The sequence below is a fragment of the Kitasatospora sp. NPDC036993 genome, from assembly GCF_055607525.1.
This window is the reverse complement of sequence record NZ_JBVJRP010000001.1, coordinates 557,769-571,621: the sequence shown is the minus strand read 5'-3', so window position 1 is coordinate 571,621 and position 13,853 is coordinate 557,769. Positions and strand designations below refer to the sequence as shown.

At 71.1% G+C, this 13,853-nt stretch carries 13 protein-coding genes; 2 read left to right on the top strand and 11 right to left on the bottom strand.

Features of this window, described 5'->3' with window-relative positions:
- Positions 1 to 60: 60 nt before the first annotated feature.
- From ACZ7C5_RS02705 to ACZ7C5_RS02695, 3 genes are all read right to left on the bottom strand, one after another.
- Entirely contained in the window at positions 61 to 1,206 is a 1,146-nt protein-coding gene (locus ACZ7C5_RS02705) for an HK97 family phage prohead protease (RefSeq protein WP_470321763.1), read from the bottom strand.
- A gap of 66 nt (positions 1,207 to 1,272) precedes the next feature.
- Positions 1,273 to 2,310, bottom strand: coding sequence for a hypothetical protein (locus ACZ7C5_RS02700; protein ID WP_470321762.1), 1,038 nt, complete (start codon positions 2,308 to 2,310; stop codon positions 1,273 to 1,275).
- Positions 2,311 to 2,390: 80 nt separating this feature from the next.
- Complete coding sequence (locus ACZ7C5_RS02695) at positions 2,391 to 3,413, bottom strand: hypothetical protein (protein ID WP_470321761.1); 1,023 nt, start codon at positions 3,411 to 3,413, stop codon at positions 2,391 to 2,393.
- A 191-nt stretch (positions 3,414 to 3,604) separates the two neighbouring features.
- Here ACZ7C5_RS02695 and ACZ7C5_RS02690 point away from each other — a divergent pair, with 191 nt between their 5' ends.
- Complete coding sequence (locus tag ACZ7C5_RS02690) at positions 3,605 to 4,669, top strand: DUF6615 family protein (RefSeq protein WP_470321760.1); 1,065 nt, start codon at positions 3,605 to 3,607, stop codon at positions 4,667 to 4,669.
- Here the strand turns inward: ACZ7C5_RS02690 and ACZ7C5_RS02685 are convergent.
- From ACZ7C5_RS02685 to ACZ7C5_RS02655, 7 genes are all read right to left on the bottom strand, one after another.
- The gene (locus tag ACZ7C5_RS02685; protein ID WP_470321759.1) at positions 4,651 to 4,884 is read right to left on the bottom strand and encodes a hypothetical protein; all 234 of its coding nucleotides are present in this window, start codon (positions 4,882 to 4,884) and stop codon (positions 4,651 to 4,653) included. The genes ACZ7C5_RS02690 and ACZ7C5_RS02685 overlap by 19 nt on opposite strands.
- 61 nt (positions 4,885 to 4,945) lie before the next feature.
- Complete coding sequence (locus tag ACZ7C5_RS02680) at positions 4,946 to 7,006, bottom strand: phage portal protein (protein WP_470321758.1); 2,061 nt, start codon at positions 7,004 to 7,006, stop codon at positions 4,946 to 4,948.
- 9 nt (positions 7,007 to 7,015) lie between these two features.
- Complete coding sequence (locus ACZ7C5_RS02675) at positions 7,016 to 7,234, bottom strand: hypothetical protein (protein ID WP_470321757.1); 219 nt, start codon at positions 7,232 to 7,234, stop codon at positions 7,016 to 7,018.
- A gap of 26 nt (positions 7,235 to 7,260) precedes the next feature.
- Positions 7,261 to 7,629 carry a hypothetical protein gene (locus ACZ7C5_RS02670; protein WP_470321756.1) on the bottom strand — a complete coding sequence of 123 codons (369 nt, stop codon included), beginning with the start codon at positions 7,627 to 7,629 and terminating at the stop codon, positions 7,261 to 7,263.
- A gap of 146 nt (positions 7,630 to 7,775) precedes the next feature.
- Positions 7,776 to 8,033, bottom strand: a complete 258-nt coding sequence (locus tag ACZ7C5_RS02665) for a hypothetical protein (protein WP_470321755.1) — start codon at positions 8,031 to 8,033, stop codon at positions 7,776 to 7,778.
- Between the two features lie 168 nt (positions 8,034 to 8,201).
- Positions 8,202 to 10,064, bottom strand: a complete 1,863-nt coding sequence (locus ACZ7C5_RS02660; protein ID WP_470321754.1) for a helix-turn-helix domain-containing protein — start codon at positions 10,062 to 10,064, stop codon at positions 8,202 to 8,204.
- 220 nt (positions 10,065 to 10,284) lie between these two features.
- Complete coding sequence (locus tag ACZ7C5_RS02655; protein WP_470321753.1) at positions 10,285 to 11,994, bottom strand: hypothetical protein; 1,710 nt, start codon at positions 11,992 to 11,994, stop codon at positions 10,285 to 10,287.
- 184 nt (positions 11,995 to 12,178) lie between these two features.
- Here ACZ7C5_RS02655 and ACZ7C5_RS02650 point away from each other — a divergent pair, with 184 nt between their 5' ends.
- On the top strand, positions 12,179 to 12,649 hold the full coding sequence (locus ACZ7C5_RS02650; protein ID WP_470321752.1) for a hypothetical protein: 471 nt from the start codon (positions 12,179 to 12,181) through the stop codon (positions 12,647 to 12,649).
- Here the strand turns inward: ACZ7C5_RS02650 and ACZ7C5_RS02645 are convergent.
- A complete protein-coding gene (locus ACZ7C5_RS02645) occupies positions 12,634 to 13,836 on the bottom strand; it encodes an AAA family ATPase (protein ID WP_470321751.1) in 1,203 nt (400 codons plus the stop codon). The two genes, ACZ7C5_RS02650 and ACZ7C5_RS02645, sit on opposite strands and share 16 nt — an antisense overlap.
- Positions 13,837 to 13,853: the final 17 nt, after the last annotated feature.

Below are 13,853 nucleotides of genomic sequence, written 5' to 3'. Positions count from 1 at the left end.
AGAGATCCTCGCCGCCGCCCCGGTCGGTCCTGGCATCGTTTCAGGGCCGACCGGTCGTGGTCAGCTTTCGGTCCGGGCGTCGGCGAACAGTGCGAGGGCCGCGCTGATCTCGTCCGGCTGGATCACCGCCGTGGCCAGGGTCTTGCTCTCGTCGGCGGGGGGCTCTGGCGGCTGCCAGTCGATGCCAGCGGCGGTGAGCACGGCCACGAGGTGCTGTACGGCGGAGGCCAGGCGGTCGGCGTTCTCGCCGGAGAGGACCTGTCCTGCCTTGTGCTGGAGGTCCGCGAGGGTCTTCATCTGGGAGGCGATCCGTTCGACGTCGGGTGCGAGGGCGGCCAGTGCCGCGTCGGGACCGGTGCCCTCGACGTCGAGGACCAGGCGGACGGGGGCGGGCTGGCCGACGGTCGGAACGCCGTCACCCGAGAGCGTGTAGGGGACTTCCCAGCTGGTCGAGCCGAAGCCGTCCTGGCTGTACTTCCAGACGGTGGCGATGACCCGGTCCGGGTAGGTGCCGATGATCTCCACGGTGCCGAACTCGAGGCCGTCGTCTTCGGTGGGCCGCAGGCGCTGCTCCACGGCCGTGGCGATGGCGTCGATCCGCTCCTCCAGCGTGCCGGCCAGCGGTGCCAGCTCCACCTGTGTGTCGCCCAGGACCCCGCGCGCCTTGCCGGGGTGCTGCTTGAGATCGAGCGTGGATGTGTGCTCGTTCGCGCCGAACAGCACCGGGCTGTACTCGTACAGGTCCAGGTCGGTGATGCGGCGAACGCCCTTGACTCGTTTGGCGGTTCTGACCTGGTAGCCGATCGACCACTGGACCTGGTCGCCGAAGAACAGCAGGTTGGCGTACATGTCCTTCCCGGCCTGGGTGGCCAGGTTGCAGCGGCCCCTGACGAGGAGGGCGCCGGCCTCGGCGGGCCAGGGCTGCCCCTTGGGCAGGGTGGCGGGCAACCGCGGGTCGCCGGGCAGCAGTTCCTCGGTGTGTTCGGTGCGGGCCGTCCACTGGTTCCAGTCGTGCGACCACACGCCCTTCGGCGTGATCTCCGTGAGGGTGCGGGCGTAAGCGCCGGGTTCGATCACGTCGCCGTCGTGGTCGCGTAGCCCGGTGATCGACACGAGGGTGGTGAAGGTGCCCTGGTCGTCGTCGGTCTCCAGGATGCCGAGGGTCGCCTGCTTGTGGTCCAGCGTGCTGCTGGGGGTCGGTGCCACCGTGTCGCTCCCGTTCGCTGGGTTGGTGGCGGTCACGGTAGGCGCAGGGCGGGCTTGGGTCTCGTTCTACTCGTCGTACCAGTTGTCGTCGTCGGTCTCGGCGTAGACCTGCTGGACGTGCCAGTCGCCGGGGCCTGCGAGGATGACGATCTCGGACTCCTCCAGACAGCCGATGCCGGTCCCCGGCACGGCCAGGATGCGGGTGACCGGCACGTCGCCGCTCATCGTGTAGCCGTCGGGGACCTCGCCGCCGTGCGTGGCGAAGTCAGTGGCAACGTGTTCCTCGGTGGTGAAGGACGACAGCGGGCGCAGGGGCAGGTCCGTGACCGTGCCCTGGCCGTCGATCCCGCTGGCCCGGGTGTCGTCGTAGCCACCGGTGAAGCCGCGGTGGACGGTGACGTGGGTGACGCCGAGGTCGGCGAAGTGGTCTTGGGTGTTCTGCCACATGGCGGTGAGGAAGGCGCGCAGTACGGGCCCGTCGTCGGCCAGGGCCTGAGCGGTGGCGGCGTCGAGGCCGGCGTCCCCGTGCTCCCAGCCCTTGGTGTCGGCGAGGTGGAAGGCCTGGCCGGCGCTCTCCTGAAGGGCGAGGGCATCAGGGTCGTGGTCGTTGGAGGTCGCCGCCCATCCGGCGACGTGGTGGGAGACGGCCTCGGTACGCGCGAAGTCCCGGTACTCCTCGGCGTCCATCCTCACGTAGCCCCAAGGCGCGTGGCGGGCCCCACTGTCGAGATCGGTCTGCTCGACGTAGTCGGCGTAGCCGTTGGCCCCGGACTCCGGGCGGTACGCGGCAAGCTGCCCGGCGCGGACCCGAGCGAGACGGTCGCGTTGACGGTCGTTGAGCAGCTGCTCGTCGGGGATGTCGTCCATCCGTCGGGCAAGCGAGTCGCACATGGCGGCCTTGACCTTGCTGGGCGACCTCCCCCTCTTCCCGAGCAAGTCGTCGTGGCTGACGGTGTGGTTGTCCGCGAGGGTGCCTGGAAGGCCGACGCGGCCGGCGCCCGCGTGGTGGGCGAAGCGGCCCTGGTGGTCGCGCGCGTGCCGGGCCTCGTCCCAGAGCCGGTTCTTGTGCCGCAGCCGCAGGATGACGGCGGGGATGTCGTGCACCACACCGCCTTCCGCCGGGGACCAGGACGGCGGCAGCGTGGCATCGGCCACTCGGTGGTGTCGCGCCGAGCAGTACGGGGCTACTCCGCGGTCTGCCAGTGCCAGGTGCCGGGGCCGGCCAGGATGATGACCTCCGACTCGTCCAGGCAGCCGAGCCCCGTAGCCGGTGTCGCGATCACCCTGCCCGCAGGCACGATCGCGCTCATCACGAAGCCGGGCCCCTCGTCCGTGGCGAAGCCGTGGGCGACGTCCGGGTCAAGGGAGAACGCCGAGAGGGGGCGCAGCAGCGGGTCGGAGAGGGTACTGCCGTCGGCGGTCCAACCGGCGGGCGGCCGCCCGTCGGGGGTGGCCACGCCGCGCCACACGGTCAGGGAGCCGAGGTCGGCTTCGGCCAGGTGGTTCTGGGTGCGCTCCCACATCGCCGTCAGCATCGCCGCGTGGCCGGTTCCGAGGGCGGCCCGCAGGTTGGCGGTCTCCCGCGCGATCTGGTCGGTGCTGGGCCAGTCGGCGGCCGGGTGCAACCCGAAGGCGTCTCGTGCGGTCTCCTGAAGGGCGAGGGCCCGAGCGTCCTCGTCGTTGGACGTCATCGCCCAGGTGGCGACCACCTGGTTGACGGCGTCGCGCCGCAAGAGCTCGCGCGCCCGGTCGGCGTCGACGTGCGTCCAGGACGCGTCCCCCGGGGAGTGGCCCGGCCGGACGGAGTTGGCGATCCCCGTCGCGGGGTCCTCGTACGCGTGCACCTCCCCCGAGCGCACCTTGTCGAGCCAGGCCCGGTCGGACTCCAGAAGCAGGGTCTCGTCCGGCATGTCCCGCAGGTCGCGGGCCACCCCTTCCACCACGTTCGCCTTGTACTCCTTGGCGACGCGCTCGCTCTGCCCGTCGCGGAACACCAGGCCGTGCTGCTCCTCGTCGAAGCCGGGTTCGGAGCGCGGCGCCTTGGACGGCCGGCTCGCAGCCGCTCGGATACGTTCCAGCAGCGGGTTGAGCCCCGCGCCGGGGCCGTGTGCGAACCGGCCTCGGCCGTCTCGCGGGTGCAGGTGCTCTTCGAACGGCTGGTTCTTCGAACGGAATCTCAGCCGAACGACCCTGGCAATGACGTTCACTTGCCCCTCCGGTTTCGGTGAAGGAGAAGCGTCTCGATCGGCGTGCTTAGCGTCAGCTTTGGGGGCTACGGTGCTCTTGGCGCTGCGGAGGATGAGGGGGGATGGCTGTGGTCTGCATGTGCGGGTCGGAACTCCGCCCGGGGTACAACTACTGTCCGGGCTGTGCTCGGCCTCTCAACCCGGCCATCAGCGTGGAGGATCTGCCCGGAAGTGTTGTGGGGCAGTCGTTGTGCCATACGTTCCGGGCGCTGTCCGCGCGGACATTCGAACTGCTCGCTCAAGACCACTTCGATGGGGGCCGCCTGGTGCCCCACGAGGACGATCTCACCCGCCGCAACCTCATCGACCTCATCCGCCTCCACCAACATCAGATCCGGTCCCACCGCTTCGTGGCATCCGAGGAGGCGAAGAACGGGTCGGATTGGGAGTGGTGGCTTCACTCAGGGGACTCCGGGATCGGGCTACGCGTGCAAGCGAAGCGTGCCCGCCGCGGAGGGGCGTTCAAGTTTGACGCGCCCGCTGGCACCACGGGCCGCAGCCAGTGCGACGCGCTGATCCAATCTGCCGACGACAAGGGCATGATCCCGCTCTACGTCCTCTACAACCACAGGAATTGGGTACCCCGGGTGGGGCTCGGCGGGACCGGCAGTTGCATGCACGGAGCTGGGCAGCAGGCTCATCTGGGCTGCACGATCGTGTCCGCGCGGATCGTTCAGGCCCGCCTCGACCACGGCAAGAAGGGCTACGCCCCAGTGCGGAACCAGAGCATGCCGTGGCACAGGCTGTTCTGCGAAGGCCCGGCGGACAGCCTGCACGGTCTGGATGCCGCTGCGTTCAGGTTCAAGCGGATGGACGAGGAAGGCGCGGACGCCGCGCGGCGGGCGGACGAAGCTGCTGCTGCGCGGGAGAAGAGAAGCACGGCCGATGGGTACGGGGCAGAGACGGATTCGAGCAGCCGACCCCACGTGGTCTACGAGGACCGTGTCCGGATGGACCCGCTAGACCTCGAACTGGGTGCTCTGTGGGAGGAGCCCACGGCTACCCTTGAAATGCCGGCTGACGGTCCGTCGTCCGGGCACTGGCCTTTCGCCGGGGTGCGGTTGGACGAGTTCCGTGGCGCTGACGCACCGCGGCGGTACCGTCTGCCCGACTACGTTCGGGACCTGATCGCAGGGCGGGAGATTGACCAGCCGGACGAGCGAGTCAGCTGGGTGGTTGCCCTAGACGTCGGCGAGGGTCAGGACGAGTCCTCCTGAGCAGCCTCGTCCCGGAGTTGCTGCGGGGCGGCTTTGCCGAACGGCTGGGTGAGGACGCGCCGGGCGGCCTCCTGCCTGGAGACGCGGAGCACCTGGGCGAGTCCGTCGAGTGTGGTGACGGGCTCGCCGTTCGGGTAGCGGATGTCCCAGCGCCGGCCGCGCAGCCAGTCCTCGTTGAGCTGCTGACGGTCGCTGGGGGGTGTTCCGGTGGTCATGCTTCATCCTCACACGGGGGTACGGGCGGGGTGCTCGCGGTCTGCTGGCTGGGCCGGGCAGTCAGTGTTCGAGTCGCCAGGCCAGGTGGCAACGGCAGTTGACGGACTGTCTCGGTGGGGCGGTGGTGTCACCGGGGTGGCGCAGCAGGTCGTCGCCGATGGTGAAGGGCTGGCCGTAGGGCTGGGTCTGGCCGTCGGCCGCGTCGTGGTCGGGCCTGGTGCGGCCGTCGTCGTGGGCGACCCAGCGGCGGACCAGGCCGGTGCGGGCGCTGGCGGCGGCGGCCTGGTCGCGGGCGCTCTCGACGGTGGCGGTGGCGAGGTGGTTCGCCTTGACGCTCACCCAGCTTGCGAGGGAGCGGCCCCAGTCGCGGGTGGCCTCGGCGATGCCCGCCAGGCTCTTGCCCTCCAGGTCGGCGTCGGCCACGTCGTCGGCGAGGGCCTGGGCCTGCTTGGCGAGCCATGTGGTGAGCAGCGGGGCGATCGTGGGCCAGACGGCGACGGTGGCGGTGCTGGTCGAACCGAGGGCTGCGTGCAGCTCGGTCGCCGCCGTGGTGGCGGCCTGTTCGATGAGGGGCTGGAGGGCCTGGGCGGCCTCCTGCTGCCAGGTGGCGACGTCGATCACCTGGTCGACGGGCAGCAGGGCCTTGCCGCCGGCGCGGGCGGCGGTGTCGCCCCGGTCGTCCCAGTGCCGGGTGCCCTTGCGGTGCCGGGGGGAGTTGAGGCGGGCGACAGTGCGTTCCGTCCAGCGGGTGGTGAGCGCCTGGAGGGCGTCGTCCAGGCGGCCTCGGAGGGCGTCGGCCGCGCTGTCGTCCAGGGCGAGGTCGGAACCGGTAGTCAGGGCCTTGCCCGCGGCCGGTGCCGGGGCCGGTGTCGCGGTGTCCAGGGCCGGGGCGTCTGCCGAGCGGGTGGGTAGGGCGGTGCGGCCGGACGGCAGCCACAGGGCCCGGGTCTGGGGGGTGTCATCGATCTCGTCGGCGTATCCGGCGAGTTCGGCGTAGGAGCGGATCGAGCGGACGCCGGCGGCGACTTCCTCACGGGCTTCGGTCAGGCGCTTACTGCGGGGCTCGCGCAGCACGTCGATGTCGGAGGTGTCGAAGTAGACCTCGTCGCCCTCTTCGACGTCGTCCTGGAAGGCGTCGGCGACCAGCCGCAGGTGCGGCGGCATCGTGATCTCCCAGAACATCGTCTTCTCGGCGCGGGCGTTGTCGAACGTGCGGCCGCTCGCGTTGCCCAGCTGGGACTCCGGGACGCCGAACGCGGCAAGCAGCTCGATCTTGGACAGGGCAGCGACGGTCTCGTAGGCCATGTCCCGGGGTGTGACGGAGGTGTCCGTGACGGTGACGTTGCCGCCGTTGAGCACGGTCCAGGAGCCGGCCGCAGACGGCCCGGTGCCGAACCGGGCGCGCAGCAGGCGAAGTTCGTCGTCGTCCATGTCGCCGTCGATGCCGATCACGCCGCCGGGCCTGGCGTCGTTGTTGACGAACGACAGGTTGTAGTGGCGGGTGAAGAAGTCGAGGTCGGCGCTCAGGCCTGCGGCCTCCAGCGGGGTGATGCCGGAGTACGGGTCGAGCGGGTGGGGGCTCCTGATCCACCGCACCCGTTCCACGTCGAGGCGGCGCAGTTCGCCGGTGATCGTGACGGTCTCGAAGTGGGAGATCAGGTCGCTGCCGGTGGACGGTACCGGCCGGGTGCGGCCAGGTGGCAGCAGGTCGATCCGCAGCAGGTCGCCTCCACGCGAGAACGTCGGCTCGAGGAACACCCCGCGCTTGGACAGCAAGAGCTGCATGCTGAGCCGCTTCTTGAAGGTCCACGCGCCCTCGGCCGGGTTGGCCCTGATGTTCATCGCGCGGTAGAGCGGGTGCGTGTCGTGGGGAGGCAGCGGCTCATCGGAGGTGCCGCTGCGTGGGCGGACCCGTAGCGGCCTGTCCGCGGCGTGGTTGGAGATCGTGTCGACCGACTTGTAGATCCACACGGCCCGCTCCATGCCGTCGCGCACCGCGCGCTCGACGGACCACGGGCGGGCCCGGTCCACGCCTGCGGGCGTCCAGCCGATGGTGTACTCCGGCCCGGACTTGATGGCCGGCGCGGGGCTTCGCAGGGTGGGGAACCAGCGGCGGGGCATCCATTCCTCCTACTGCTCGGTGTGGTGGCCGAGGATGGCGGCGACCGCGAGCGCGAGCAGGCTGGTGCAGGCGAGGCCGAGGCGCGGGTCGGTGGCGTAGGCGGCCGTGTTGAGGCCGATGGCGCCGAGGACGAGCAGGACGATGGCGGCGACGTCGCGCACCCGGCGTGCGGTCAGGTGCGCGACGTCGTCCGTCAGGTGGGGCTGGTGCCTGCTGGGTATGGTCACGGCAGGCAGGCTAGGCAGTTCGTGGCCTAGCGTCCCGGCGGCTGGTCCCGCATCCGGTCGCCCGGGTTCCCGGGGTTCGGCTTGCGGAAGCTCTCCGCCGCGCCGATCTGGTGGCGGTGCTCGGGCGCGGGCCGACGCTTGCGGGTACCGATGGGCCCACCGTGCAGCATCGGGTCGGAGCCGGCGCACGGCTCGTCGCTGACCTCGTCGTAGGGCCTGCGGCACTGGATGCAGATCACGTCTGTGGTCCAGATCTTGGTTGTGGCCGGGACGCGGTAGACGCCGCGGCGGCGCGCGTAGGCGGCGCCTTGTGTGTCCACGGGGACGTACGCGGCGATCACCCACTCGTGGGTGTCGGTGTCGGCGTCGTCGGTCGTAGTGCGGTCGGTGGTCAAGCTGCACTCCCCTCGCCAGCGGGCGTCCCTGCGGGTGGGCGCCGGTGGCAGCAGCGGTCGTTCGTCCTGTTCTGCACGGGCCCCGTGGTGCTGGTGGTCCCGTCTCGTGTGTGGCCTTCGGGTCGGTGCCCAAAGGGGCGTTGGCGTCAGCCCTGGTAGGCGAGCCCATCGTCTCCGGGCAGGGCGGCCTCGGTGCCCCCTGCCCGTTCTCCGAGGATGCCGAAGACCTGCTCAGTGCTTTCGGCCTGGAGCAGTGTGGCGGCGGCCACGCTGGTGGTCTCGCGCGGGGTCTGCTCGACGCTGTCCGTGATACCCCATGGACGAACTGAGTAGTGCGCTGCGGCGAGTCGGTTGACGATCTGATTTGCGTGCTGGCTTGTCTCCAGCACGGCAAGAGTGCGCAAGTTTCCTCTCCATTCTGAGAGTTGCAGATTCGGGTTACCCCCCGCAGTCGACCGTAGATGGTGTGCGGTCGATACGGAATCTGCTCAATGCACAGGCTGCATGTCACCACTGCACAGCGGGAACAGATAGTGACGATGAATCGCGGACCGTAGTCAATGAGTGTGGGCCTAGACCTGCGGCAGTGGCAGCGGGATGTTGAACTCGCTCGCGATCGCCAGCACAACGTCGTACGCGTCAGCGCTCTGACCGAGCAGATCCCGTTGGAGGAACCGGGCCGCGATACGCAGTCGCTTGCGGACTGTCTGGGCGTGGATCCCGAGGGCCTCGGCCATGCGGGCCGTGTCGCCGCTGGCCAGCACCCATGCTTTCAAGGTGTCGACCAGATCCTCTGTCAACACCTCAAGGAGCTCGCTCTTCCAGACCTGCACATCGGGATGTGCCAGATAGGCATGGAGATCGGCAGGCCCGCGGTTCACCGCCTCGCCGGCGCTTTCGTCCAGGAACAGGGCGTCCAGCGCAGCCGCCACCACGGCGCGGTCGCGAAGGCACTCAAGGTCGACTCCCAGGATGCCCGCTGCGGCCCGTACGCGGTTGGCGACGGTGTTGCGATGGGCTCCGGCGAGTTCGGCGGCCGCCCGCACCGACGACTGGAGCGTCAGCGTGAGCGCCTGGAGCAGCACGTCACGATCCGCCGTCTCCTGCCGGAGGAGCGGGTGCAGCACGGACGTTGCCCATCCCGGGTGGAGCCGGTTGAGCAGTTCGGGAAGTCGCCCCTGCGAGCTGTAGCACGCAGTTCTGCTGCGGTTGATGCGGGCGCCGGTGAGCGCTCGCAGGGCGTGGCGGTAGGACTGATCCGTCTCGGCGATCAGCCGCAGTCCGCTGGCTCCGAGGTACCGGTAGGGGCGCAGAACAACCAGCCTGCGCAGCGCGGCGCTCACCTCGTCATCGGTATCCGTGGACATGCACGGCTGCGGGGCGACGACGATCAGGTGCTCCTCATAGGTCGGGGACTGCGCGACCAGGGAGAGCCTGCCGATGGAGCGCCGGCACTCCTCGTACAGCTGGTCCCGCTCGCCCGGTCGGCTCTCCAGGATGTACACGCGGGCGGCTGCGGCGTCGAGAAGGCCAGGGTAGAGGCTGGCGGCTGTACGGCGGGCCTTGGACACCTCGCCCGTCAACAGCAGCTCCAGGATGGCAGCATGCAGCGTCATTGCCGCGGCCCGGTGGTTCTGGAGGACGACGTCGGCGTCTTCTACCGCGAGGTGGAGGGAGAGCAGGTCGGCAGCGCGGTTGGTGACCTGCGTGAGCGCGCGGTCGAACAGCTGGGTCGTGGCGACGGCCAGCACGGCGCGCGGCCGGGCGCTGCCGACGGCAACCAGGCGAATCTCGGCGCCGCCGCTCTCGAGGGCGGCCGACTCGATGCGGCCCGTGGCAATCTCCTGAATCTTGTCGGCCACCGTGGCGAGCTTGCTCGCCGCGCGCTGCGGCGCCATGGCGACGACGGCCCCGTCCCGGCCGATCAGCACCACCCGGCCGCCGATCTCGGCGGCCAGCCAGCGCACGATGCGGCCCGAGCGCCGGACGTCCGCAGTGGGACGCGCCTGCCCCAGCAACCAGTCGCGCCACTCGATGCCGTGACGCAGGTCGGTGATGCGCTCCCGGATCACCGTCTCCGCGAGGTCGGTCCACGATGTGCTGGCGGGGAGGGTGAGCAGCGGAGCCCGCAGGTGCCGCACGGCGGCGACGAGTTCTGCTGGCACGTCGCCGGTGGTGGAGACGACGGCGAGGGCAGCGGCGCCGGCTCCGACGGTACGGCTCACGAGTTCGCCGAGGCCGGGGCCGTCCGGCGCCCAGTCGTCCAGGTCTGCGATGGCGAGGATTGCGGTGAGGTCGCCGCGCACCCGGCGGCGGCCGGTTGGGTAGGCGGGCCACACGGAGGTGACGGTGCGGGCCAGTTCGTGAGGCGGCGTGTCCGGGAATTCCGTCAATCCGAATTCAAGCATCCCGGTGAGACGCTGTAGCGATGGCATGGTCCCCCCTCGTACTGAATTATCGCGCGCTCGACCGACAGGGCGCGAACATGCCAAAATCAGCGACTCCCCTTCGCCCGTTCCGGATGGCCGCCCTCCGGAAGACTTGCCATCCAAGCCCCACCCATCTCCCCTGTCAACGGGAATAGTTGGGATATGCATTATCGGCATATTGCCCATCAATTTCCCTTCCGCAGGTCGGGGCGTTACCGGGCGTTCGTCAGGCGATCACCCGAACACGGCGGCGGCCGGTGTGCGGCTCGTAGGGGGCGAGCAGGACCGCCTCGGCGCGGTCGGGTGAGCTGATGCCTCGCCTTCTCATCGACTTCTTGGATTCGATGACGGTTCGTCCGCCCGAGTTGGTTTCGAGCTTCGGAGTGGACAATTGGGCCTGGGTGCGACGGTCGATGCGCAGCCGTAGAGAGCTCTGCCCGTGGGGAGACAGCAGCGCTCTCATCGCGAGCCACATCTCGTCCCTCTTGTTGGAGGGGCGCAGCGTCGCGGCCTCGTCGTCCCGGCCGGTGCCTTCGCTGGCGAGCACGGTGACGATCTCGGCGTGGTGGAGGCCTTCACGCCGCCACGCCTCCAGCAGGCCGGCGACACCCCAGCCGATGCCGACCGCGTCGACTTTGACGCGCACGGGGGCGGTGCTGCCGAGCGCCGTCGCGAGATCCTGGGCGGCCTTGATCTCCCGCAGTACGACTCCGGCGACGACCACGGCGTCCGCGTTGTCCTGGCCGGCGGTGGCGTGGCGCAGCTCGACCAGGTCGCCGACGGAGCGGGCGATGGCGAACTCGTCGCCGCCGTCGGCGGCGACGTCGACACCGAGCCGGACCCAGGCGCCGCGCCGCACCCCGTAGGTGCTGGTCTCGCCGTCCAGGCCGAGGGTGTTGAGGGCGACGTAGTCCGGGCCGTCCGGTTCGGGGGTGTCGATGGCGCGCTCGACCCAGGAGGAGGGGATGGCGCGGGCCTGACCCCCGCGAGGAAACCTCGCGTGCACCTTCGCCTGGACGAAGGGCGCGTCCTCGCCGTGGTCGCGGATGGCCTCTTCGACCCACTGGGGGTCCACGAGGTGGGTGGCGAGCAGGTGGGGCGGGGCCTGGGGCGGGCAGGCGCGACAACGCCGGGTGCGTTCGCCGGACAGCAGCGGGGTGTCGTAGACGCTGATCGGCAGGACGCGCACGGCGGGGTCGGCGCAGGTCTGCTCGAACCATGATCCCTCGTCGTCGGTGGGCGGGTTGCCGATCAGCAGGGCGCGGGTGTGCTCGCCGGTGAGCAGGCCGCGCATCGCGGCGCCGATGATCCGGCCGATGCCGCCGGCTTCGTCCACGATGACCATCAGACGGGGTGCGTGGATGCCCTGGACGGCGGACTCGTCGTGCGGTGGGGCGCTGAAGCCGTAGGCGACCACGGTGTCCGAGCCGTGGCGGTCGGGCATCTTCCACTGGGCAACGCCGACTTCGCCGGGCAGTCCGGCGCGGGCAACGATCTGACGGATGTGGGGCCACATCTGGCGCTGGACCTGCCGGGCCCGTGTGGCGGTGGTGACCGTGAGCGCGGTGCCGGGCGGGTGCACGACGGCGGACCAGACGGCGGCGCGGGCCGCGATGTGGGTCTTGCCGGAGCCGAAGCACGAGGGCACTGCGACGCGGCGGTTGTCGACCAGCGCTTCGAGGATGTCCCGCTGGCGGCTCCATTGGGATTCGCCGAGGACGTCCTCCACGAAACCGGCCGGGTCGTCGGCCCACAGGGCGTAGGGAGTGCCGGCTTCGGCGTCGGCTGCTGCGAGGACCTGCGCCCAGTCGCCGGTGTCGAGGGTGGCGTAGAAGCGCCGGCGGACGGCGGGGGCCGAGGCGGCGAGTTCCGCGTAGAGGCGGCGGCCAAGCCTGCCGGGGCGCGGCGCGGGGACCGCGGGCAGCGACTTGGTCACGTGGCCCTCCTGTTCGTGTCGGTCGGCAGGCCACGGTGCCGGACCTGCGGTCGGGTGTCGCACCGAGGAGTCCGCAAGAAATTTACTTCACTATCTTTTATTGACTTGAGTCAATTTCTCTGCGAGGCTGGTACCGCCAGCCGGGGACCGCGAACCCCCGGCCCCAACCGCAAGGAGACCAACCATGGCCCGCATCACCGCCCGGCACGCGGCAGTCGCCTTCGCCGTCACCACGGCCTTCACCACCGGTATGGTCATCAGCACCCGCCCGACCGCCGCCCCGGCCACCCCGACGGCCGTGACCATCAGCCCCGCCCCGGCACAGCCGCTGCCCGCCCTCTCCCCGGCGGCCCCCACCGTGACCCCGCAGGCCGCCCTCTCCCCGGCGGCCCTCTGCCCCGCACCCGCCGACGCCCCGAGCCTGGCCACCATCACCCTGCCCGAGACGCCCACCACGGTCACCGTCACCGCCCCGGCGGCCACGATCACCGAGCCCGCCCCGACCGTCACCGTGACCATCACCGCCACGCAGATCGTGACCGCCCCGACGGCCACGGCCCCTGCCCCGTCCCCGACCGCCATCACCACCCTGTTCCCGACCTCGGCCCCCTCCCCGACCCCGAGCACCCCGTACGGCCCTCAGCCGAGCCACTGACCTGAGCCCGGGGCTCCTCGACCCGAGGAGCCCCGGCCCGGCAGGGACAGCACCCAGCCATCTCCTGTCTTCGACGCCACCACCCCGAGCTGGCGCCGCGCCCGCTGCACCGTGCGCGGGGCGAGCCCGACGGCCACAGCCGCCGCCAGCACGTCCCGGGCCGGCACCGGGCCGGCCGCCAGCAGGTGACTCAGAAGTGTGTAGGCGCTGGTACGCGCCGGGCGCCGCCGCGACAGGTCCGCGCCGGTCATCGCCTCATCGCGGCCTCGCTGGGAGCGGCTGCTCCACACCACGGGCCGGGTCCGGCCCGCCTGGAACTGCAAGCCGCCCATGACCGCCCACCCGCTGCTGGCCACCGGCACCAGCGCCATCGCCCCGTCTGCCCCGCGGACAGCCATGTGCACCGCGACCGTATGCGAGGACCGCGACGCCTCCATCGCCCTGCGCGTGGACGACCAGCCCGCGCGCTTCGAGGCGTCCCGGACCGCCAGAACCGCCGTGCCGACGCGCTGTGCGAGTTCCGCGAGCACCCGCATCGCCTTCTCGACAGGGACCCGGTACGGGCAGACCGTCATGAGGTCCACCACCACGAGGTCGGGCCGACGCTCGCGCAGGAGGTACTCCATCTGGTCGGCGTCGCCGGGCAGGCGCATGCCTCGCCGCCCGCCTCGGCCGCCCAGCACGGGGGCCACCTCGACCCTGTCGCCGCCCGTCCCGCAGGCCGCCAGCAGGTCCGCCGTCCGGTCGGCCGTCTGCGGCGATGCGAGCACCAGCACGGTGCGCGCCGTCTGGGGCTGTTGCCCGTCGGGCAGGGCTGCCGCCGTCGCCGCCCGCACCGCGACGTCCAAGGCCACCGCCAAGGTGCTGACGCCGTCCTCGCCATCGATCAGGCTCAGGCCTGCCGACGGCACGTAGCCGGGCCAGATCCAGCCGGGGCCGTCATCGAACGCCGGCGGCGCGACCACCACGTACTCCGGGCCCAGCCGCAGCGCCGCCGCGATGTCCTGCGCTTCGCATCCGTCGGCCAGGCAGTCCAGTTCCACTCGGCCGTCTCCGGCCGCGAGCACCAGCAGGGAGCCCTGCCGGTCGTCGTGCGCCGGGCATCGTGCCAACCAGCCGCCCTCGGTCAGCCGGGCGTTCCCCCAACGGCGTAGCGCCGCCAGCACCGTCTCGTACTCCTGAGCCACGCGCCCTTCCTCCGTCG